Consider the following 22508-nt stretch of genomic DNA (forward strand, 5'->3'; position numbering starts at 1 on the left):
CGAAGGCGGTTTTTTCACGGAGGCAAAGAGATCACAGCGCCGGGATGCGCAGCTTCTGGCCGGGGTAGATCTTGTCGGGGTGGCTCAGCATGGGCTTGTTGGCCTCGAAGATCACTGGGTACTTGTTGGCATCACCATAGAACTTCTTGGCAATGGCCGACAGCGTGTCGCCGCGCACCACGTCGTGGTACTGGGCTTCGGGCTCGGGGTTGGTCACCGTCATCTGGTTGTCCACCGACTGCACGCTGGAGACGTTGCCGCAGCACAGCGTCACCTTTTCCTTGACCGCCTGGGTGGGCGCCGTGCCCAGCACCGTGACCTTGCCCTGCGAGCCGTCGAACTGCACCTTCACGTCGCTGACGCCCAGGTTCTGCGTGCCGATATAGGTCTCGATGGCCTTGGCGGCCTTGGCATTCAGGTCTTGCGCAGGCTCGGCTGCCTGTGCGGCGCTGCCGCCGAACAGCTTTTCGCCGGCTTCCTTGATGAAACTGAAAAGTCCCATGGGTGACTCCTGTTGGTGGGTGGAAAAACGGAAAGGCCAATGTAACGCCTAACAGTGGCAGCGCGCGCTGCCGGGCAGGAGCGCTCCCGGATTTTTGACATTTGCGCCATTCTTGCGTTCACGTCCTCACTCAGTTGTCGTCCATGGCTGACGCTATCCTCCGGAAAACTCCGATAATCGCGCCCATGACTTTTTTGGCCATAGACATCGGCAACACCCGCTTGAAATGGGCGATGTACGACGCGCATCGGCCTGGCGCCGCTTTGCTGGCGCACGGCGCGGAGTTCCTGGAGCACATCGAGCACTTGGCCGAAGGGCCGTGGAGCGACCTGCCCACGCCTACGCGCATGCTGGGCTGCGTGGTGGCCGGCGACACGGCGCGCCGGCGCGTGCACGACCAGATCGACATGATGCTGGGATGGGATTTCGAGCCGCAGTGGGCCGTGCCCGGCGCGGCCGAGGCCGGAGTCACCAATGGCTACGACTTCCCCTCGCGCCTGGGGGCGGACCGCTGGGTGGCCATGATCGGCGCGCGCCAGCACATCCTGCAGCGCGGGCCAGAGCGGCCCCTGATCGTGGTCATGATCGGCACCGCCGTCACCGTAGATGCGCTGGACCAGCACGGCCACTTCATGGGCGGTCTGATCCTGCCGGGGCACGGCATCATGCTGCGCGCCCTGGAAAGCGGCACGGCCGGCCTGCACGTGCCCACGGGTGCAGTCACGCCATTCCCCACCAACACCAGCGACGCGCTGACCAGTGGCGGCACCTACGCCATCGCCGGGGCCGTGGAGCGCATGTACCAGCATCTGTACATGCACTGCAGCATGGAGCCCGCCTGCGTCATGGCCGGCGGTGCAGGCTGGAAGATGGTGCCCAGCATGACGCGGCCCTTCGAGCTGGTGGACAACCTCATCTTCGAAGGCCTGCTGGTCATGGCGCAGCGCCGCTGGGGCGATGCCAGCGGCCTGCCTGCCGACGCGGTCAAAGCGGCCTGAAGCCACTTTGATCGTGCGGCGCAGCATCGCGCCGTTATATCCGTTGCGTAACAGTTGATGACAGCGCTGGTGCCGGGTGCAGGGGCGGCCGTGGACCCCGCATCCGGAGCCTTTCGCGGGGGATGCGGCGACAGTGGATAATCCGCGGCAATGTCTTCCACCAATCACGTCATGGAACCGATTGCCGGTGTCGAAGCCCCGATCAAGGGGCGGCTGGGCGAACGCCTGCTTTCCGCCGGCAAGCTGAACGAGCGCGATCTGCAAAACGCCCTGCAGGCGCAGCAGGAGCTGGGCGGCTACCTGGGCCAGGTGCTGGTCCAGCTGGGCGTGGTGGCGGAAGCCGACGTGGCCCAGGCGCTGTCCGAGCAGCTGCACATGCGCTGGCTGCGCGCGGAAGAGTTTCCCGACCTGCTGCCCGATGTGCCGGGCCTGCTGGCCAGCTTTCTGGATGCGCAGTGCGTCTGCCCCATTTCGCTGCAGGACGGCGTGCTCGAAGTGGCCATGTCCGTGCCGCAGGATCCCTTCATCACCAAGGCGCTGCGCCTGGCCACGGGTCTGCAGATCAAGCCCGTGCTGGCGCTGGAAGCCGATATCCGCAAGGCCCTGTCCGAAGCCGGCCAGGAACCCGAAGGCGAAGAAGGCCAGGACTGGGAGTCGGACGCCACGGGTGGCGACTTCGTCGAGCACCTGAAGGACCTGGCCAGCGAGGCGCCGGTCATCCGCCTGGTCACGGGCATCATTTCCCGCGCCATCGAGCTGCACGCCTCCGACATCCACCTGGAGCCTTTCGAGGCCGGCCTGCAGGTGCGCTACCGCATGGACGGCGTGATCCATGCGGCCGAACTCGTGCCGCCCCGGCTGAGCGCAGCCGTGGGCTCGCGCGTCAAGCTGCTGGCCCATCTGGACATTGCCGAGCGGCGCCTGCCGCAGGACGGCCGCATCAAGACCCGCGCCAAGGGCCGCGAACTGGACCTGCGTGTCTCCACCGCGCCCACGGTGCATGGCGAGAGCATCGTCATGCGGGTGCTGGACCGCGCCAACGTGCGCCTGCGCCTGGAAAGCATGGGCTTCGAGGTCGATACGCTGGAGCGCTTCAACACCTTGCTGGCCAAGCCGCACGGCATCGTGCTGGTCACGGGGCCCACGGGCTCGGGCAAGACCACCACGCTGTACGCGGCCCTGTCCAAGATCGACGCGGTTTCCAACAAGATCATCACCGTCGAGGACCCGGTCGAGTACCAGCTTGACGGCATCAACCAGATCCAGGTCCATCCGCAGATCGACCTCACCTTTGCCAACGCCCTGCGCTCCATCCTGCGCCAGGACCCGGACATCATCATGATCGGCGAAATGCGTGACGGAGAAACCGCGCAGATCGCCGTGCAGTCCGCGCTGACGGGTCACCTGGTGCTGTCCACGCTGCACACCAACACGGCCGCAGGCGCCGTCACCCGCATGCGCGACATGGGGGTGGAGAGCTACCTGATCACGTCCTCGGTCAACGGCGTGCTGGCCCAGCGCCTGGTGCGCACGCTGTGCTCGCATTGCAAGCAGCCCGACACGCTGCCGGCCGCCGCCGTCGAGGGCAGCGGCCTCAAGCGTTTTTTGCGCGAGGGCTCGCCCATCTACCGCGCCGTCGGCTGCGAGCATTGCCGGGGCACGGGATACAAGGGCCGTACCGGCATCCATGAACTCATGGTCATCGACGAGCCGTTGCGCCGCGCCATCATCGAAGGCCAGGACGCCAACGCCCTGCATGCCATGGCGGCCAAGAGCGGCATGCTGAGCCTCTACGACGACGGCCTGCGCAAGGTGGCCTCGGGCGCCACCACGCTGGACGAAGTGCTGCGCGTGACCCAGGACCAAAGCGATGCCTGATTACAGCTGGGAGGCCGTGGACAGCCGCGGTCAGATGGTCAAGGGCACTTTTTCCGCTGCGGCCGTGGCCGAGGTGGTGGTGCACCTGCGCAAGAGCCGCCTGTCGCCCATCAAGGTCGAGGAAGCCGCAAGCCTGGGCAACGTGCCGCTGGCGGCGCGTGCGCTCAAGAAAGGCCGCATCAAGGCCGACGACATCCAGGGCATGACCACCGAACTGGCCATCATGATGCGTGCCGGCCTGTCGCTGGACAACGCGCTCAAGGTCCTGGTGGAGATGAGCCACAAGGTGCAGATGCAGGCCATGCTCCAGTCCGTGCTCGACAGCGTCAAGGCCGGCATGCCGCTGAGCCAGGCACTGGGCAAGCACCACGACCTGTTCGGCGACTTCTATATCAACATGGTGCGATCGGGCGAGGCCAGCGGCCAGATGTCGGGCGTGCTCAACCGGCTGGTCGAGCACATGGCGCGCCAGCGGGCCCTGCGCGACAGCGTGGTCTCGGCCACCATCTATCCGGCCATCCTGCTGGGCGTGGCCGTGCTGTCCCTGGTGGCCATGCTGGGCTTCGTGGTGCCGCAGTTCGAACAGCTTTTCAACGACATGGGTGACGCGCTGCCCCTTCCCACGCAATTCGTGATGGGGCTGGGCCATGCGTTTCGCAGCTACGGCTGGGCGGTGTTCATCGTGCTGGGCGCGCTGGGCTGGGTCTTAGCCCGCTGGGCCAAGAGCCCCAAGGGCCGCCAGACCTGGCAATCGTGGCTGCTGGGCCTGCCGGGCCTGGGTGGCGTGGTGCGCAAGTACCAGCTCACCCTATTCAGCCGCTCGCTGGGCACGCTGCTGGGCAATGGCGTCACGCTGCTGACCGCACTGCGCATTGCCAGCGACACGGTCTCCAACGTCGCCATCCGCGAGCGCCTGGAAAAAATGGGTCCCATGGTCAAGGAAGGCCATCGCATGGCCCATGCCGCCCAGAAAACCGGAGAATTCGAGCCCCTGGCCCTGAATCTGGTGCGGGTCGGCGAGGAAACCGGCCGCCTGGGCGACATGATGCTGGAGCTGTCCAACATATTGAACCGCGAGGTCGAAAACGCGATCAAACGCCTCCTGACCATGCTGGAGCCGGCGCTGATTCTGGTCCTCGGTATCCTTATCGCCTCCATCATCGTGTCGATCCTGCTCGGAATCCTGTCCGTCAACGATCTGGCCGTCTGATGAATCTGAATTGTCTGAAAGGTATATAGAAGATGATGCGCATGCAAAAGCAACTGTCCTCCCGCGCCCGCAAGCGTGGCTTCACGCTGATCGAACTGCTGGTCGTGCTGGCCATCCTCACCCTGCTGGCCGGCCTGGTCGGCCCCAAGGTGCTGAACCAGTTGGGTGGAGCAAAGACCAAGACGGCCGGCGTGCAGATCGCCGACATCGAAAAGGCGCTGGAGCTGTACAAGCTCGACGTGGGCCGCTATCCCACCTCGCAGCAGGGCTTGGACGCGCTGGTCAAGCAGCCGGCGGGTGCGGCAGGCTGGGCTGGCCCCTACCTCAAGGGCGGCGTGCCCAACGACCCCTGGAACAACCCCTATCGCTACACCTATCCTGCCGCCAATGGCGACCTCGAAATCCTTTCGCTGGGCTCCGATGGAGCACCTGGTGGCGAGGGCGAGGCTTCCGACGTTCGCAACACCAAGTAATCAGCTGTCCAGAACAGCTGCCGCAACCGTTGCCATTCCGTCTCGCCAAGGATGAGTCTTGAAGCGCGCCCAGGGTTTCACGCTGATCGAACTGTTGGTGGTGTTCGCCATTCTTGGCGCCATCATCGGCATCGTGCCGCCTGCCATGGGCAAGCTGCGCGATGCCGTGGACTATCGGCAAACGGTGCAGGACGTGACGGCCCTGCTGCGCAAGGCGCGCCAGCAGGCCACGTTGCAGGGCATGCCTGTGGCATTCGCGGTCAATACGAACAGCCGGCAGTACGGCATCGCCGGACAGGCCACGGCCAAGCTGCCCGACAGCCTGACGGTGCAACTGACCACGGCAGCCGGCATGGCGCTGGCTGATGGCAGCCAGACCATCGTCTTTCTGCCCGAAGGCGGCGCTACGGGGGGCAGCATTTCGCTCGCCCGCGCGCAAAGCGGTGGTGGCGTGCGTCTGCGTGTGGACTGGCTGTCCGGCCAAGTCACCAAAGAGGCCCTGTAATGCGTCGGCGCGCCGCTTCCCGCCCCAGGGTGCGGGGCATGACCCTGCTGGAGTTGCTGGTGGCGCTGTCCATCATGGCCCTCTCACTGGCCCTCATCTATCGTGCGGTCGGCGGCTCTGCGCGGGGCGTGGCCAAGCTGGAGCAGAACCAGGGCGTGGCCCTGCTGGCAGATTCGCTGATGGATGCATTTCCCATGGTAGATCCTGGAGGCACGCAGGCTTCGGGCCAGGATGGCGCCTATGCATGGCAGGTGGCCTCGGCACCTTTTCCCGTGGCCGATCTTCCCGAGACCGCAGTTCCGCTCCATGCCTTGCGCATCACCATCTCCACCGAAGGGCGCAGCTGGGTCTTCGAGACCCTGCGCCCCCAGCGGCCCTTGCAGCAGGGCGAGGTGGCGCGATGAACCGGCATGGCCGTTTGCCGGCAGGCCAACTAGGCTTCACCCTGGTCGAGTTGCTGGTGGTCATGGCCTTGCTTTCCCTGCTCATGCTTGGACTGGCGTCGGCCATGTCCACGGTTTCGCAGACGCAGGAGCGTGTCGATGCGCGGCTGGACCGCATGGACCATCAGCGCGTGTCCGTCGCTTTTCTGCGTTCCGTCCTGGGCCAGGCCTCTGCCATACGGCGGCAGGCGGGTCTGCGCAAGCAGGGCGAGAGCGAACTGTTCTTCGAAGGCGGCCCACAAGGCATACGCTGGCTGGGCATCATGCCTGCGCGCTTCGGCATGGGCGGGCGCACCCACTTCCAGCTCTCGGTCGAGGGGGATGCTCTGGTATTGCGCTTCGCGCCCTGGCAGGGGCCCGATGTCATGCCCGACTGGGGGCAGAGCCAGTCCTATGTGATTGATCGCGGTGTCACGGCTTTTGCCTTGCGTTACCAGAATGCCAAGCTGGGCGTGGCACATTGGCAGCCGCAATGGGGGCCGGAAAAGGACAATGAAAAGGAGCTACCGTCTGCTGTGCAGATCGAGTTGCAGGCGGCGTCGGGTGTGTGGCCCATGATGGTCATCGCCATGCGCACACCGGTTGGATCGAACCCTCGAAGCGTTCTGATGCCTTCGTTCGGTGGAGGTCAGCAATGATGCCGCGCGTCAGACGGAGGGAGGCCGTGGCAAGGGGCGATCAGGGCATGGCACTGGTGCTGGTTCTCTGGATTGTCGCTGCACTGGCCATTTTTGCCAGCAGCCTGGGCGGGGTCGTCCGCCAGGAGGCTGCGGTTGGAGGGGTGACCCGAAACATGGCCGAAGGCCGCGCCGTGGGTGAGGCGGCGATTTACCTGACTTTGCAGCGTATGGCGACCAGCCCGACAAACCTGAAGGCCTTTGAATCGGTGACGGTTCCGGTCGCGGGACGGATAATCCCGGTCGAAGTCATACCCTGGAGTGGCCTGGTCAACATCAACAATGCGCCGCCTGCCCTGCTGGCACTGGTGCTGTCCCGGTTTTCGGGACTCGGAAGCGGGCAGGCGGAAGCGATGGCCCAGGCCATTGTCCAGACCCGCGAGGAGATGAGGCGGCGCTCTATAAGAGTGCCTTTCGAAGCCACTGAAGACCTGCTGCAGGTGCCCGGTATGACCTATGCCATCTACGCACCTCTGCGCCATTTCGTCGTCGCGGATTCAGATGGGCGCCCGGGCGTCAACCTCGAAGCATCGCCCCTGGCACTGAGGGCGGTGCTGGAGACGGCGGACGTGGGTGGGATTCGCCAGGCGCAGTCCAGTTCGCGGTACACCGTGATAGCGCGCGTTCCTTTTGAGGCAGCGGGGGCGGTGCTGGTCATGCGCCAAGTGGACGTGCGCCAGCAGCGGCCTATGGGGCAATTGCCGTGGACGGATTTCTCTTCCATGCAGGTATGGCAAGGACGTATGTAGTGGGTGCCCCCGTGGCGATGTACAGGGCAGCGCGCTGCAATTGCTAGAAGGATTCGTCATGATGAGACAGTTTTTTTGTAGGAAATGGCAGGCTTCATGGCATTGATGACCTCCGACGCCAAGCTTTTTGGATTGGACCTGTCGGCGCTGGGGCGCCAATGGCAGGAAGCATTGCCGCAGATGATGGATTGGCCGGTGCTCCGCCGCCTCATGCCGGCCTCTGGGATCGAGGTGCTGGGCCACAAGGCGGGTGCATGGGTGCGTGCAGGCCGCTGGCTGCGCTGGCAGGAGCCGGGGCAGGGCAGCTCCGTCCCCGCTGGCGTGGCGGTGCTCGTGGATGAAGGCAATGTCCTGTCACGCAGCCTTCGCCTGCCTGCCATGCCGCCCGCCTCACTGCAGGGGGCGGTTGCGCTGGACGTGCAGACCATGTCCCCGTTTTCCGCGCTGGACACCGTCTGCGGCTACGTCCGGCGCAAGGCCCCCGACGCGGCGCATGGCGCTATTCCGTCGCAGGGTCCGGTCGATGTGGTGATCGTCTCGCGTGCTCACATCGACGGGCTTCTGAAGGCGTTCGCCGACCATCCGGCCTTGGCCAAGGGCGCCGAGCCCGAGGTTTGGGCGATGAGCGCATCGGGTATCCCTGTTATGCTTGACGGCTTCGGCGAGCAGCAGCGCCTGAAAAAAGAAGCATGGCGCTGGCGCTGGCTGATGCTGGGCCTGGGCGCCGTGCTGGCCCTGGCTCTGGCAATCGCTGCCACGCCCTCTTTGCAACTGCGGTTTCGCGCGCTGGATGCCCAGCGGCAGTTCACCCAGCTTTCACGTTCAGTCTCGGAGGTCGTGGCCGCCCGGCAGGGTCTGGCGGAAGGGGGGCAGGATGTGGCCACCTTGCTGGACCGCCAGCGCCAGCAACTCGACCACCTGCGTGTCCTGTCCGCGTTGACGGCCACCCTGCCCGACGATACCGCTGTGCAGCGCATTCAATTCAAGGGAAACAAGCTCACGGTGCTGGGGTTGAGCGGCAATGTGTCGCACGCTGTGGACCTGCTCTCCAAGGTGCCGGGGTTCGTCGATGTGCAACTGCCCAGTGCCGTCACGCGGGCCGCAGGGACCAGCAAGGACAGTTTTGTCCTGGAGGCCGTGATCGACCCCAAGGTGTTTGGCTCCCATGCTCTGCCTGACGAGCCGGCCACGCCGGCGGAAGGCACCTCTGCGGAGCCTGGTATTGCCTCTGTGCCCCCGGCTGCCAAGGAGGGCCAATGAAAATCGCGATACCTGCCCCCCTGGCACGCCAGTTGCTGCTGCTGGGCGCGCTCGTTTTGCTGGTGCTCGTTCCTGTGAGCCTGGCTGGACTCTGGATCTATGGCCGGCATCAGGCCGCGCAGGAAGCCCTTGATACGCTGGCGCCCCGGTATGCGCGGCTGCTGGGAATGCGCGACCAGGAAGATGAAATCCGCCAGGCCCTGGTCCAGGTGGCGGAAATCAAGGCCAAGCATGTCTATCCCGGAGAGCTGGATGCGACCCAGACTGGCAATGGCATGCAGCAGAGGTTGCGCACTATGCTCGATGCGGCGGGCCTGTCGGTGGTTAGCAGCCAGGTCAAGCCGGTGACCGACGATGGCGCCTATGAACGCATCAGCGTGGCCATGACGGCCGAGGGCGAATGGTCCGCCATCCAGTTGGCGCTGGTGGCTCTCAAGGACCTCTCTCCCACCGTATGGCTCGACGATCTTGAAATCAGTCTGCAGGGCAGCCTGCTGAGCAATGATCCAAAGGCAGTGCCCAAGCTCAGCGCGCAATTCACGTTCAGCATTCTCCGGAGCAAAATCTCGTGAGGCGGCCCAATCTACCGGTCTGGGGCATTGCAGGCACCCAGCTCATACTGTGCGCAGGGCTGGCTGCCTTGTGGTTGACGCCCGAGCTTCAACTTCGGAACACGACCTGGCAACCGCCTGGAGTGCAGCGGGGCGATATCCAAGCCATGGTTCCCCAGTCTCCGTCCGGGTCTGCTCCCCGCCAGGAAGACAGGCAGCTGCTGCAGATGCAGGAGCGCCCGTTGTTCGCCATGACGCGTCGCCCGCCTCCACCGCCACCGCCACCCCCACCGCCTGCCAAGGAGCCCGAGCCCGACCGCCTGGCCAATGCCCAGGTGCTGGGCTCGTTCGCGGGCAAGGTGACGGGCATCATCCTGCGCGTTGATGGCAAGGAGCAGCGTCTCATGATGAACCAGAGCCTTAATGGCTGGAAGCTCATCCGGGTGGACGGACGCGATGTCGAACTCGAGCGCGAAGGCAGCCGCCGAACGCTCACCATTGCCAGATCCAGCATGGACAAGGGCCCCGCTCCGCGTCCGGGTGACCCCTCGCGCGGATCCTCCTCTCGGACGGACTCCGCAGCCGAGGGACCCCAGTTTCCGCTGCCCGCCGGGCTGGCCAGAAGCGGCCAGGGAGCGCCCGTGCCGTCGTTCGGCAGCAGTGGCCCTGCCGCCGCCCAGCCGCAGAAATGAAAGAGATCGGTCAGAAAATCATGAAATTCCATTACCGTCCCGTCCACACCGCATTAGCCATTGCCGTGTGCCAGCTGCTGCTGGCATGCGCGCAGCCTGCCCAGAAGAACTTCGTCAGCCACTTTGGCACGGGCAACACCCAGGACTACATCTTCACCGAGCCGGCGGAGGAGAAAAAAACCGACGCCAAATCGAACGAAGGTCAGCAGCCCCGCATCATGGAGGGTACGGGCAAGCTGATTGCCGGGCCCCAGGCCCTGCCTCCTGTCTCCGGGGCTCCGGTCAAGCTCAGTTTCGAGGACGCTCCTCTGGCGCAGGTGGTCCGCACCGTGCTGGGCGACATCCTGTCGCAGGACTATGTGCTGCACCCGCCCATCGCAGGCACGGTCACCTTGAGCACCCAGAAGGAAGTTCCTGCCGACCAGGCGCTGAACCTGCTCGAGACGGCATTGCAGGCCAATGGCATGGCCATGGTCCGCGATGCGCGGGGCACCTACCATGTGGGCCGTATCGATGCGCTCAAGAGCATCGGTGCCACGGTACGCCAGGCGGTGGTCGACAAACCGCTTGCGCCTGGGTATGGGACCATCATCGTTCCGCTTCAGTACATTGGCGCCAACGAGATGGCGTCCATCCTGCGCCCCATGGTGCCGGGTGATGCCATCGTGCGCGTGGACAATGTCCGCAACCTGCTGGTCATGGTGGGGTCGCGCGCCCAGGCCGAAGGCTGGCTGGAGATGGTGCGCACCTTTGACGTGAACCTGCTGGAGGGCATGTCGGTGGGCGTGTTCCCGCTAAAGTATGTGACCATCCAGGAGGTCAATGCCGCCTTGCAACTGATGAGCGGAGGCGGCGCTGCTGCCCAGGCGGCAACACCGGCTGCAGGTGCGGTGGGGGCGGTCGGTGCTGCTCGGCCTGGGGGGGCGGCGGCTGCGGCCGCACCCAATGCCGCAGTCGCCCTGGGCGAAGGCAATCCGCTGTTTGGCGCATTGCGCATCATGCCCATCGAGCGGCTCAACAGCATTCTGGTGATCACGCCCCGTGCGGCCTACCTCGAGGAAGCACGCCGCTGGATCGCCAAGCTCGACCAGCCCGGCTCGGGCGGCGCACAGCCGCAACTGAACATCTATCACGTGCAAAACGGCAATGCCAAGCATCTCGCAGGCGTGCTGTCGGGCATCTTTGGCGGATCGGGCGGTGGCTCTACAGCCAACAGCGGTGTGGCGCCGGGACTTGGGACCTCCATGGGCAACAGCGGTTTCGGCAACAGTGGCTTCGGCAATAGTGGCTTCGGAAACAGTGGCTTCGGAAACAGTGGCTTCGGAAACAGTGGCTTCGGAAACAGCGGTTTCGGCAGCAGTGGCCTTGGCAATAGCGGCTTTGGCAACAGTGGCTTCGGCAGCAGTGGCTTTGGCAATAGCGGTTTCGGCAACAACCAGCAGCGCCTGGGGCAAACCGGCGCAGGCGGCCAGGGCGGCGGCACGGCCAGCATCGGCAACATCCGTGTCATGGCTGACGAGCTCAACAACTCCGTGCTGGTCTGGGGCACACCTGCGGAATTCGAGCGCATCGAGGTGACGCTCAAGAAGCTGGACCTGCCGCCGACCCAGGTGCTGATCGAGGCCAGCATCGTCGAGGTGACGCTCAATGACGCCCTTCAGTACGGTCTGCAGTGGACTTTCAGTGGTGATGTGGGCAACAACGGCTATAAAGGTGGCGGCACTCTGCTCAACACGGACAAGGCGACAAGCTCTGCCTTGGGTGAGGCGCTCGGCATGGGCTTCAATTACACGTTGAAGAATTCCGCAAGCGGCATCCGCGCCACGCTCAATGCGCTGTCGACCAAAACCAACGTCAAAGTGGTGGCCAGTCCCAGCCTCATGGTGCTGGACAACCATACGGCGGCCATCGCTGTGGGAACGCAGCAGCCTTACCGTTCGGGAGAGACCTCCACCAGTGCGACGGTTGGCAGCACTACGACCAATTCCTATCAGTACAAGGACACGGGCGTGAACCTGCAGGTCACGCCGTCGGTCAATGCGGGCAATCTCGTCACCATGACGGTCAACCAGCAGGTCACCGATGTGGGTAGCAAGGATGACATCACCGGGCAGACCTCGTTCCTGCAGCGGCAGCTCTCCAGCCGAGTGTCTGTTCGCTCTGGCGAATCCATCGTCATGGGCGGTCTGATCCAGGAAACGAATACCAATGGCCGCAATGGCGTGCCGTTCCTGCACGACTTGCCTGTGGTCGGCAACCTGTTCGGCTCCACCTCCAACTCGGGGCGGCGCACCGAATTGCTGGTCATCATCACCCCGCGCGTGGTCCGCTCCGATGTCGATATCCGCAGCGTTAGCGATGATCTGCGCGATCAGATGCGTGCCCTGGTCCCGCTGCTCAAGACGCCGGAGCCCGCCGGGTCCAAGGCGGAGGTGGAGATCGGTCCCCTGTCGTCGGGCAGTGGGCGCTGAGGCCGGAACCAATGCAGGCGCCATGCCTCGAAACTTTCTTTTTGGAGAAAACAAGCTCATGAATCTCTTGACGAACCAACGCCCGACGCAGGGCCGGGTGCGCTGGCTGCAATGGGGCGCCGCCCTGGCCGGCGTCGCCGTGCTGGCCGGCTGTGCAGGCCTGGGCAAGCCCAAGGACCCGGAAACCATTGTGGCCGAGCGCTCGCTGGCCTACTGGCAGGCACGCGTGGATGGGGATGTGGCAAAGGCCTATGGCTTCACCTCGCCTGCCTACCGTGCGATCAAGACCCAGGAGCAGTTCCGCCGTGCCTATGGCACCCCGCCAGCTGTCGAGGACCTCGAGGCCGGCAAGGCGCAGTGCGAGGCGGATCGCTGCGAGTTCAACATCAAGTTCAAGGCGCAATTGCCCATGGCCAAGGGAGCTGTCGTGCCCATGGGCATGCAGGAAGTCTGGATCCGTGAGGACGGCCAGTGGTGGCTGTTCCTGGAGTAGGCCGGCAATCGGTAGATCGCCTCGAGTTGCTCGCGAAAGCTAGGCACGGACGCGGATGTTTGCAATAATCCTGTCCTCCACTTGTGGGTGTTATGAAAGTGTTGTTTTTTTCCGAAACACGATCTGAGCGCCCGAAATAAGCGGTAAGTGGCGCAAATGGCTGTGCTACGATTCCTCGGCGATCAATCGTGGTGGTTGCAACTACCTTATCTTTTTACTGGAGATAGTTCTTATGAAGAAAAATGTTCTGGCCCTGAGCATTGCTGCCATGGTTGGTGGCCTGGGCTTTGCCGGCGTGGCTTCGGCTGCCGTTATCGGCGGTTTGAACACGAGCGGTGATGCCAAGACCGCTGCCGCTGCCTCGCAGCTGCTGCAGGCTACTACCGGTGGCCTGACGCTGGCCCAAGGTGGCGTTGGCCACGCTCTGGTGGTGCCTTACTTCAACGCCCAGAACGGCAACGCTACCGTTCTGCACCTGACCAACACGGACACCGTGAACGGCAAGGCTGTGAAGATCCGCTTCCGCAGCGCCGCCAACTCCGATGACCTGCTGGACTTCCAGATCTACCTGTCGCCCGGCGACGTGTGGACTGGTGCTGTGTCCGCTAATGGCGCCGAAGGTGCCTCGCTGGTCAGCGCTGACAACACCTGCACTGTGCCCGCTCTGACCAAGAACGTGGCCGTGCCTTTCGGTACCCGTCGCCTGGCTCCCGGCCTGACCGATGCAGAAAAGGCTAACCAGACCCGCGAAGGCTACGTTGAAATCTTCAACATGGCTGACATCACCAGCGCTACGGCCTGGAATGCTGACGGCGTGGCTAACAGCACTGGCAACCGTGTTTCGCCTCTGTACACTGCTACCAAGCACGTGAACGCCGTGGCACCTTGCTCGGTCGCCGGCTCTGCTGCTCGCTCGCTGGTCGACACCGTCGCCGTGACGAACTTCACCGAAGCTACCGCTGCCCAAGCTGGCCTGCAGACTCCCACCAGCGGCCTGATGGCTGACTGGTACATCCTGAACGTGGCCCAAACCACCACGTTCTCGGGTGCTGCAACCGCCATCCAGGCTACGGGCCGTGGCAACTTCGTGCACTTCCCGCAGGTCAACAATGAAGCCGTGGGCGTCTCCGCCAACGACACAACGTCTGACCCGCTGTTCCGTACGGCCAACGTGTTCGGTCAAGATGGCAAGGCCATCACGACTGCGGCGCTGACCATGAACTACAGCGACCTGCCCGACATGTCCACGCCTTACACTGGTGGTGTGACCGATCCCCGCGTTCAGGCCATCAACCTGACTACGGCTCTGGCTGCCACTTCGGTGACCAACCAGTACGCTACGGACGCCATTATCTCGGCTAAGACGGACTGGGTGTTCTCCATGCCCACACGCCGTTACAACGTTGTGGCCAACTACGCCGTTGCTAACAGCAATGTCGCTTACCGCCTGTTCACCAACCTGACCCAGACTGCTGGCGGCAACGCTGTTCAAGCTGGCAACTGGTTCTACCCCGCAGGTGGTACAGCTGGCACCGCCCAAGTTGGTGCATCCAACGGCGCATACAAGGCCAACGGTAACACCTCCGTGGACTCCAAGGGCAACATCTGCGTGCTGGCAGACGGCCAGAAGTTCTGGGACCGTGAAGAAACTACCAGCGGCGTGATCCCCGAGTTCTCGCCCGGCGGTACCACTTCCGTGCAGTTCTGCGGTGAAGTCAGCGTGCTGGCATTCAAGGACGCTGGCAACTCCGTGCTGGGCGCTTCGGTGGCCCGCACCACGGCTACGTCCGGCACCTACGAAAACGGCTGGGGTGTTCTGACGACCACCAACTCCGGCCTGGGCCTGCCCCTGATCGGTTCCGCCTTCATCAAGCTGGAGAACCCCTCCGCTCGTGCAGGTATGTCCGGCACCTACGGCGTGACCTGGCCGCACCGCTACACGCGCGTTGCTCCCTAATTAGTGGGCACTTTTTCGCGGTAACGCGATCCGAAAAGGCAGGGGTTTTCCCCTGCCTTTTTTTATTCACTATTCGTTTTCAATTCCATGAAGCTTTCGACAATCCGTTTCTCTCCGTTGCAAGCCTGGGCCGTGGCAGCGCTGGTAGCTGCTGTGCCAGTGGTGCACGCCGCCGATGCGGTCACGCTGGTGCACGATGGCCAGACCGCCGTCACTGCGGTTGATGTAGAGGCCGATGTGCAGATGCGCCTGCCTGTCGAGGTGCGTTCGCAGGCGTTGGCCAGCAAGCAGACTGTGGGGCAGATTGCACAGAATCTCTTTGTCCGCCGGGCCTTGGGCAAGCAGGCTCTGGCCGATGGGCTGGACAAGGATCCTGTGGTGGCTGCTGCCTTGCAGGTGGCACGCGACAAGGTGCTGTCTGACGAGTTGTTGAACCGTGCGGCTAGCAAAGCCGGGACTAGCGAGGCGGCCATGCTGAAGCAGGCCCGTGCCATCTACCAGGCCAAGCCCGAGCGCTTCAAGGTGGGTGAGCAGGTGAAGGCTCGGCACATCCTGATTTCTGGCACGACGCCCGAGTCGCGTGCCAAAGCGGAAGAACTGCTGGCCCAGGCCAGGAAGGGTGCCGATTTCGCGAAACTTGCTGAAGAAAATTCAGCCGACAAGGGCAGCGCGGCGCGCGGTGGCGATCTCGGCTTCTTCACGCAGGGTCGCATGGTTCCAGAGTTCGACAAGGCCGTCTTTGCCCTGCAGAAAAAAGGAGACCTTAGCGACGTGGTCCAGACCCAGTTCGGCTACCATGTGATCCAGTTGGAAGAGCGGCGTGCGCCCTCGGTCCGCCCGTTTGATGAAGTCAAGGACGAATTGCTGCGCGAGGTTCGAACAGAGTCTGCCAATGACGCCCGCATGGCGCTGGTGAACAAGGCGCAGGAAAAGATGGTGGCCGATGACAAGGCGCTCGACACTTTTGTCGAACGCCATGCACCTGCCGCGCAGAAATCCGCTGTGACACAGCGCTAGTCCGGCGATCTGTCTTATCCAAAGGCTGCTCTGCCTGTGCCTCAATGGCGCTGGCGGGTAGCCTCTAGTTTTTTACGATGAACGCTTTATGGAACGAGGCGCTTGCGCTGTGGCGCGGGCGCGGTCTGGCGTGGGTTCTGATACGCCGCGAGATCGCTTCGCGCCACACCGGCACGGCCCTGGGCATTGCCTGGCCCTACCTGCAGCCGCTGCTGACTGTGGCAGCTTATTACCTGGTATTCGATGTGGTGTTCGGCATGCGGCTGGGTGAGCACGCACCAACACGTGCGGTGGGGGCATTTCTCGTGGTGGGTGCCTTGCCTTGGATGGCCTTCTGCGATGCCGTCTCGCGGGGCATGAACAGCCTGATCGACGCAGGCGGGCTGTTGCAGAAGAACCCCTTGCCCCCCGTGCTTTTCGTCACGCGCTCGGTGCTGGCCAGTGCGCTGATCTATGGCCCGCTGTTGCTGCTGGTGGCCTTGGCCTATATTCCCTCCCATGGACTGCAGCCCGCCGTCCTGGCCTTGTTGCCACTGCTGGCATTGCAGGTGCTGCTGTGCCTGGTGCTTGCGTATGTGCTGGCCATCCTGGCCGCCGCCCTGCGCGATACAGTACAGGTGGTGGGCTTTCTGTTGTCCGTAGGTATCTACCTGACCCCTATTCTGTTTCCGTTGAGCATGTTTCCCGAGAGCTGGCGCTGGGTGCTCTGGCTCAATCCGATGACGGGGCTGGTCCAGGGCTATCAGCAGGTGCTTTTGCAGGGGGCCTGGCCGCCGCTAAGTGTGTGGTGGGTGTCGCTGGCCTGGCTTGCGGGCGGCGCCATCGTTTTGAATGCGCTGGTGCGGCGCAGCCGTGACCAGTTGGTGGATTGGCTATGAGCATGAAGCATGGCAATGCCCTGCCCGATGACATGGTGCTGCGTGTGCGCCAGCTGGGCAAGGAATACAAGCTCTATCCCTCTCCGCGTTCGCGCCTGAAGGCTCTGCTGACGGGGGCTGCCACGCACCGCAGCCATTGGGCACTGCGGGATGTGTCTTTCGAACTGCGGCGTGGGCAGTGCATTGGAGTGATCGGTGACAACGGCGCGGGCAAAAGCTCGTTGCTCAAGCTGCTCGCGGGCACCTTGCAGCCCAGCTGCGGCCAGATCGAGCGGGTAGGGCGGGTGACCGCCATCCTGGAGCTGGGCGCGGGCTTTCACCCCGACTTCAGCGGGCGTGACAATCTGTATTTCGGCGGCAGCCTGATCGGCATCAGCCACGAGCGCATGCGCGAACTCGAGCCCGAGATCGCGGCGTTCGCCGAGTTGGGCGAAGCACTGGACCGGCCCGTCAAGACCTATTCTTCTGGCATGACGGTGCGGCTGGCGTTTGCGCTCGTGACGGCGGTGCAGCCGGACGTGCTGATCATCGATGAAGCCCTGGCTGTGGGCGACCAGCATTTCCAGAAGAAATGCATCGAACGCATCATGGCGTTCCGCAAAAGCGGCTGCACCATCCTGTTTTGCTCGCACAGCCCCTATCACATTCGCCATCTCTGCGATGCCGCCCTGTGGCTGCGGGGTGGCCAAGTGGCGCAGTTCGGCCCGACCGAACCAGTGCTGGCCGCGTACGATCTGCATACGCGTGAGCGCCAGGAGCGTGAGCAGCAGTCGCTGGAGGCTCCCGTCGCCGCACTGCAGGTGCCTGCGGGCGAGGGTGCCGGACACCAGGAGGTACAGCCTGAGCCTGGAGGTCCCGTCGCGGCCGTTGACAGTGGTTCGGCCTGCATTCTTTCCGTGGATGTGAAGGATCTGGCCGAGCCTGTGGGTGACCAGCCCGGTCTCTTGCAAAGCCAGGATCTGGTCGTGACCATCACCGCGCGCGGCCGGGGGAGCGAGCGGCCCCATATCGGCTTCATGATCGAGCAGTCCAAGGGCGTGGGCATCACCTCCCTCGCCACGCATGAGGATGGAGCGGTCCCTCGCCAGTTGCCCGATGGAACCTGGCAGACCGTGCTGACGTTCCCGGAGCTGCCGCTCCACAGCGGCGACTACGTGATCAGCGTTTTCCTGTTCGATGAGACAGGGCTGGCCGTCTATGACGAGTGGTTCCAGTTCCTGCACCTGCGCTTCATCTTTCCCAAGCCCTTGCCGGGTTTGGTGCGGTTGCCCCACCACTGGAGCTGAGCCCGTACGGCGGGATACACGGCTGCTTGTCGTTGGCTCCATAATCCACACCCCATGACATCCGACAATTCTTCGAATCCCCTCGGTGAAGGGCAGCGATTGCTGCAGGAGGCTTTGTATCTCCTGGAGCGTGGCGATCGCGCAGGTGCTGCGCAGGTGCTGGTCCGTGCACGCGAAAACGACGACAGCCTGCTGCAGGCGCATGCGCTGATAGAAGCCCATGGGCTTGTGGGCTCGTTCTCCAACATCATGGGACTGGACTGCAGAATTTCCCCGAAGGACGATATTTTTGGCTTCTTCCGAGGTCATCCGTCCAGCGTGAATCCGCTGCGCGACTACTTCGCCGACGGCTGGCGCACGCTGTCGGAACTCATGCTGCTGCTGGAGGCCGTGGACAAGCCGCTGTTGCGCACGGCCAGCATGCTGGAGTTCGCCAGCGGCCATGGCCGCTTCACGCGGCACTTGGTCAAGGCCCTGGGGGCTGAACGCGTCACGGTCTCGGACATCGTGGCCGATGCCGTGGATTTCTCGCAGCAGACATTCGGCGTGAAGGGCTTTGCGTCGGCCAGCGTGCCGGAGCAGGTACGCTGGCCCCAGCAGTACGAGCTGGTGTTCGTGCTGTCGCTGTTCAGCCATCTGCCGCGCTCGACCTGGACACGCTGGCTGAAGGTATTGCGCGATGCGGTGGCACCGGGCGGTTTGCTGGTGTTCAGCACGCATGGTGTGAAGGCGGCGGACTTCGATAGCGTGAAGCTCGATGATGATGGTTTTTTCTTCGCCCCATCCAGCGAGTCGAGCGCCATCGACGCCAATGAATACGGAACAGCTTTTACCTCTGAGCGCTTTGTGCTGGACCGCATTGCCGAGACCTGGGGGAGCGATGCGCTGTGCCATCGCTCTCTTGTGCATTTCTGGAATCACCAGGATGCCTATGTACTGCAGCGGTTGTAAACGTTATCTGGGCTAAAGAAAGAACAAAGAGGACGATCGCATGAGTTGGATGCTGCGTTTGCAGGAGCGGCTGTTAGGCATTTCCCCATGGAATGCCGACAAGATCACGGATGAATGGTTTCGTGCGCATTTCAACTATGCGGCTGATCTGGCCCATGACTGGCTGGGACGGTCGCTGAATCTGTCCCAGGCCAAATTGCTGAATTTCGGCTGCGGCGACGGCATCACCGACCTAGCTTTGGTATTGCGCCACGGCGCGACATCCATCCACGGCATAGATATTCGACAGGAGTATGCCAAGCTGCCCCGGATTGCACGAGAGCAATTGGGCATGTCGCGCATTCCCGCCGCGCTGAGCTTCGAGACCATCGTGCCAAACTCGCCGTTGGCGGGCAGGCATGCAGGCTACGATGGCTTGCTGAGCTGGTCCACCTTCGAGCATGTGCAGCGAGACAAGGTGCTTCCCATCCTGGCGGACCTGCATGCCTGTCTGCGGCCGGGTGGCGTCTTCTTCCTGCAGATCGAGCCCCTGTTCCACTCTCCCTGGGGCTCGCATCTGCGTCGCTATGATGATGTGCCCTGGCACCATTTGATGGCCTCGGAAGAGGAGTTGTGGAACACCATCGAAAAGCATGAGGGCCCTCTTGATGCCGCCGAGGTGGATTTTGGCTTTGCGGACTTCGGTGCGGATGGCTACAAGCGCTTCGTGTTCAAGGAATACCAGGCGCTGAACCGGCTCACTGCTGATGAACTGATCGATATCGCCCGGCAGGCCGGTTTCGAGGTGTTGCGTGAGGAGCGGCGCCACGTGGACATGCCCATTCCCGAGGCATTGCAGGGACGTTATCCCGAAGATTGGTTGCGCAACAATGAGATCCTGCTGCTGCTGGGCAAACCATAGCCGGGATCGGGCCTCAGGCCCGTCCATCAATCTATCGTGCGATAGAAGCTCCAGCTGCCCTCGGACTTCAGGTGCCGCAGGTGCGGATTCTGATTCAGGCCCTGCTCATGCCGTTGCGGTGCTGCGATGTGGGTGGCAGCAATCTTCGAGAAGTCGAAGCTGCGTGTGTCCACACGCAGCAGCACATGGTCCAGGCTATGGAGGACGGGCTCGAAATCCGTGCCTTGCAGTTCGGCGCCTTCTATGGTCAGGTGCTGATAGCGGTTGTAGATACCGAAGTATTTTCTCCCGGGGTCCAGTCTTTCCCAGAACGCGAGAGGCGGGTGGTAGAAGATCCCTGAACTGATCCTGATGCCTGATGCCGCCAGCGCCATGGCCTGCCGATTGTTGTCCAGCACGACCCAGCGGGCCTGGCGGCTCGTGGCATCGGCGTCCAGCTGTTGCAGCTTTGGCCCTGGTTCTACATGCAATGGCGCCTGCAGCAAGGGGTTGAAGGGCAGGGCTGTTCCCAGCATCCAGACCATGTAGATGGCCATTGCGGCAACAAATTGCCGGTTTGCCAGCAGCAGGGCCAGGACGGCAAAGGCGGTTGCCGTGATGACGGCGACCCCAGGACTGATGGTCTCGGAGATCGCCGCAGGCAGCGTTGAATAGGTGAAAACCGCAAGCCATGCGCAGGCGGCTGCTCCCGTTACCGCAAGTGCCGACAACTGGCGCTGCCTTTCCGGGATGGTTGGAATGATTTCCGAGGCCTGGGTGGGCCATTGTTTCCTGAGCACGCTGGCCAGCAGCCAGGTCTGAGCCAGCAGCAAGCCGATATCCGTGCGGTAGACAGGAACCTTAGCCCATTGCGTCGCCTGAGCCAGCCAGGCAGGTATGCCCTGGTATGAAAAGTACAGGGTCCAGCCAATGAAGGTCAGGCAGAGGCACCCCGCCAGATCCATTTGCCGTGGCGTGCTGCACCGCATGTCCTGCGTTTGCTGCCAGGCAAACAGCAAGGCCAGCGGAATGGCCAGGAAAATGTAGGAGCCGGCATCGCTGGGGACAAGCATGTCGGTGATGTGGAACATCTGATCCGGACCGAAAAGCCCTCGGGCCAGATACCAGGGATCCATGTATCCCCCTGTCTCCATGCGCCTTCCCGGGTAGACCGTGGCAGCAATCGACGACACGGCGTCTGCAGCATGAAGCCACCATGCGTAGAGCAAAAGGGCAGGCACAAGCGCCATTACCACCACGAGCAGTGCCTGTTGCCAGTTCCAGCGCCAGTCCCCGCGGTGCATATACAGCCATGCTATGGCGAGCGGGCCCAGCAGGCTGGCCACCACTACGAGCCAGGCCGGGTACAGGGTAAGGGCAAAGCCTGCCAGTGCCCAGCCTGCCACCAATGCCCTGGGCAGCACCTGCCGGATGGATTGCCTTGTCCAGGCGGTCAAGAACATGCCGAAGGCGAGCAGTGCGAAAAACAGGATGTAGACAGGCCAGCCCGACCAGCCAACTGACATGGGGGACGCACTTACGCTAAGTGCAAGAACAGCTGCGGGCTGCCAGCGCAGTTGTGCGATGCGCACCAGGACCCACAGGCATGCAGCGAATCCGGCAAAGTAAGGAAACCACCAGTACCATGCGAGCGCCCGCCGCAGGTCAAGGATGAAAAAGCCCCAAGTAGCTGGCTTGGCAAGCGCAGACAGATTGGAGACGGGCACGCCGCTCATGCCCACAGTGTTCATGTTGTGGCCGGCGCTGGAAAAAACCGTGCTGGTGTTCTCGAAGCTCTTCAGCAGGTGTCCGGGTGCCGCGGCATGGTATTGGCTGATGGCCATGGCGGTGATGACCTGCCATTCATCGCTGCGAATGATCTGGGGGGTACCAAGCCAGGCATTTTCGTCATGGGTAACAAGCTCGTCGTTCTGAAAGAGCAGGGCAACGGAGGAGCCGGTCCATCCACCCGCCACCAGAATGATGAAGGCTGCTGCGGTTGCCGCACCAAAAGCCCTGGCACCAATGCGCAGCCTGGACTGCCATCCGGACAGGGATAGCAACAGGAGCAGCGCGGGCAGGCAGAAGGCCACAAGGGCGCCGGCTCTGGGCAGCAGGCCGGCGCGGGCAGGCTGGTGCAGCGTGATCTGTCGCGCCTTGTCCATGGTGGTCAGCGCAAAACGCCTGCCGTCCGTGGTCATGATTTCCATGCGTACGGTGTAGGTGCCGGAGGCAAAGTCCGGGTCGAGCGGGGCACGGATGTGGAATCCGGCGTTGGCCCAGTTCGGATTGCCTGTAGCCGCCACAACGTCGGGCCTGGGATACGACAGGGCATTGAGCCGGCCTTGGTAGACAAGGTGGTCGTCCAGGAAGATCGAAGCCTGGGTCGGAAAGGCGTGGCTGCGCCCGGAGGCGCTCCAACCCTTGGCGATCAACTGCTGTTTGGCCGCATCGAAATGGATATCCTCCAGTACTCCTTGGTCATGGAAGGCCGTATCAGTTGCACCGGCCGGCAGAAGGAAGCCGCAAAGCAGTATGGTCAGCAGCAGGAAGGACATCCGATGGATGCCCCTGTGGAATGACTGGCGTATGGAGTGCATGGCCTGAGAAGCGTTGTCAACCTTTGCGCGATGCGGA

Annotated in this window: 21 protein-coding genes; 19 read left to right on the forward strand and 2 right to left on the reverse strand. The window is 63.3% G+C overall.

Annotated elements, in window-relative coordinates:
* Positions 1-31 precede the first annotated feature (31 nt).
* Positions 32-502 carry a peptidoglycan-binding protein LysM gene (gene lysM / locus ACM14_RS03760; RefSeq protein ID WP_013804236.1) on the reverse strand — a complete coding sequence of 157 codons (471 nt, stop codon included), beginning with the start codon at positions 500-502 and terminating at the stop codon, positions 32-34.
* Between the two features lie 185 nt (positions 503-687).
* On the opposite strand from lysM, the gene ACM14_RS03765 reads away from it, so the two are divergent.
* The 19 genes from ACM14_RS03765 (at position 688) to ACM14_RS03855 (ending at position 19892) form a co-directional block, all read left to right on the forward strand.
* Positions 688-1500: a type III pantothenate kinase gene (locus ACM14_RS03765; protein WP_034390266.1), complete on the forward strand. Its 813-nt coding sequence runs from the start codon at positions 688-690 to the stop codon at positions 1498-1500.
* A 171-nt stretch (positions 1501-1671) separates the two neighbouring features.
* Positions 1672-3378 carry a type II secretion system ATPase GspE gene (gene gspE / locus ACM14_RS03770; protein WP_043819858.1) on the forward strand — a complete coding sequence of 569 codons (1707 nt, stop codon included), beginning with the start codon at positions 1672-1674 and terminating at the stop codon, positions 3376-3378.
* Positions 3371-4588, forward strand: a complete 1218-nt coding sequence (locus tag ACM14_RS03775; protein WP_013804233.1) for a type II secretion system F family protein — start codon at positions 3371-3373, stop codon at positions 4586-4588. The genes gspE and ACM14_RS03775 overlap by 8 nt, the downstream gene beginning before the upstream one ends.
* Before the next feature lie 32 nt (positions 4589-4620).
* Positions 4621-5061 (forward strand): type II secretion system major pseudopilin GspG, encoded by a 441-nt coding sequence (gene gspG / locus ACM14_RS03780; RefSeq protein WP_065345373.1) that lies wholly within the window; start codon positions 4621-4623, stop codon positions 5059-5061.
* Positions 5062-5119: 58 nt separating this feature from the next.
* Positions 5120-5566 (forward strand): GspH/FimT family pseudopilin, encoded by a 447-nt coding sequence (locus tag ACM14_RS03785; protein WP_065345374.1) that lies wholly within the window; start codon positions 5120-5122, stop codon positions 5564-5566.
* Positions 5566-5970, forward strand: a complete 405-nt coding sequence (locus ACM14_RS03790) for a type II secretion system protein (RefSeq protein ID WP_065345375.1) — start codon at positions 5566-5568, stop codon at positions 5968-5970. Before ACM14_RS03785 ends, ACM14_RS03790 begins: the two co-directional genes overlap by 1 nt.
* Positions 5967-6647, forward strand: coding sequence for a prepilin-type N-terminal cleavage/methylation domain-containing protein (locus ACM14_RS03795; RefSeq protein ID WP_065345376.1), 681 nt, complete (start codon positions 5967-5969; stop codon positions 6645-6647). The genes ACM14_RS03790 and ACM14_RS03795 overlap by 4 nt, the downstream gene beginning before the upstream one ends.
* Positions 6648-6694: 47 nt before the next feature.
* Complete coding sequence (locus ACM14_RS03800) at positions 6695-7435, forward strand: helix-hairpin-helix domain-containing protein (RefSeq protein WP_254661990.1); 741 nt, start codon at positions 6695-6697, stop codon at positions 7433-7435.
* Positions 7436-7531: 96 nt separating this feature from the next.
* The gene (locus ACM14_RS03805; RefSeq protein WP_254661991.1) at positions 7532-8695 is read left to right on the forward strand and encodes a PilN domain-containing protein; all 1164 of its coding nucleotides are present in this window, start codon (positions 7532-7534) and stop codon (positions 8693-8695) included.
* Positions 8692-9267: a type II secretion system protein GspM gene (gene gspM, locus ACM14_RS03810; protein WP_016446459.1), complete on the forward strand. Its 576-nt coding sequence runs from the start codon at positions 8692-8694 to the stop codon at positions 9265-9267. Before ACM14_RS03805 ends, gspM begins: the two co-directional genes overlap by 4 nt.
* 230 nt (positions 9268-9497) lie before the next feature.
* A complete protein-coding gene (locus ACM14_RS03815; RefSeq protein ID WP_241150334.1) occupies positions 9498-9938 on the forward strand; it encodes a hypothetical protein in 441 nt (146 codons plus the stop codon).
* A complete protein-coding gene (gspD, locus tag ACM14_RS03820; RefSeq protein WP_084027298.1) occupies positions 9935-12409 on the forward strand; it encodes a type II secretion system secretin GspD in 2475 nt (824 codons plus the stop codon). The genes ACM14_RS03815 and gspD overlap by 4 nt, the downstream gene beginning before the upstream one ends.
* Positions 12410-12467: 58 nt before the next feature.
* A complete protein-coding gene (locus tag ACM14_RS03825) occupies positions 12468-12902 on the forward strand; it encodes a hypothetical protein (protein ID WP_065345380.1) in 435 nt (144 codons plus the stop codon).
* A gap of 232 nt (positions 12903-13134) precedes the next feature.
* The gene (locus ACM14_RS03830) at positions 13135-14859 is read left to right on the forward strand and encodes a cell surface protein (protein WP_065345381.1); all 1725 of its coding nucleotides are present in this window, start codon (positions 13135-13137) and stop codon (positions 14857-14859) included.
* Positions 14860-14946: 87 nt separating this feature from the next.
* Complete coding sequence (locus ACM14_RS03835) at positions 14947-15876, forward strand: peptidylprolyl isomerase (RefSeq protein WP_065345382.1); 930 nt, start codon at positions 14947-14949, stop codon at positions 15874-15876.
* Positions 15877-15953: 77 nt separating this feature from the next.
* The gene (locus ACM14_RS03840) at positions 15954-16754 is read left to right on the forward strand and encodes an ABC transporter permease (RefSeq protein WP_065345383.1); all 801 of its coding nucleotides are present in this window, start codon (positions 15954-15956) and stop codon (positions 16752-16754) included.
* Positions 16751-18040, forward strand: coding sequence for an ABC transporter ATP-binding protein (locus ACM14_RS03845; protein WP_065345384.1), 1290 nt, complete (start codon positions 16751-16753; stop codon positions 18038-18040). The genes ACM14_RS03840 and ACM14_RS03845 overlap by 4 nt, the downstream gene beginning before the upstream one ends.
* 54 nt (positions 18041-18094) lie before the next feature.
* Positions 18095-18991 carry a bifunctional 2-polyprenyl-6-hydroxyphenol methylase/3-demethylubiquinol 3-O-methyltransferase UbiG gene (locus ACM14_RS03850; RefSeq protein ID WP_065345385.1) on the forward strand — a complete coding sequence of 299 codons (897 nt, stop codon included), beginning with the start codon at positions 18095-18097 and terminating at the stop codon, positions 18989-18991.
* A 40-nt stretch (positions 18992-19031) separates the two neighbouring features.
* Positions 19032-19892: a bifunctional 2-polyprenyl-6-hydroxyphenol methylase/3-demethylubiquinol 3-O-methyltransferase UbiG gene (locus ACM14_RS03855; protein ID WP_065345386.1), complete on the forward strand. Its 861-nt coding sequence runs from the start codon at positions 19032-19034 to the stop codon at positions 19890-19892.
* Positions 19893-19918: 26 nt separating this feature from the next.
* Here ACM14_RS03855 and ACM14_RS03860 read toward each other — a convergent pair whose 3' ends face one another.
* The gene (locus ACM14_RS03860) at positions 19919-22429 is read right to left on the reverse strand and encodes a hypothetical protein (RefSeq protein WP_254661992.1); all 2511 of its coding nucleotides are present in this window, start codon (positions 22427-22429) and stop codon (positions 19919-19921) included.
* Positions 22430-22508: the final 79 nt, after the last annotated feature.

This window comes from Delftia sp. JD2 (genome assembly GCF_001682645.1).
Lineage (GTDB): Bacteria > Pseudomonadota > Gammaproteobacteria > Burkholderiales > Burkholderiaceae_C > Comamonas > Comamonas acidovorans.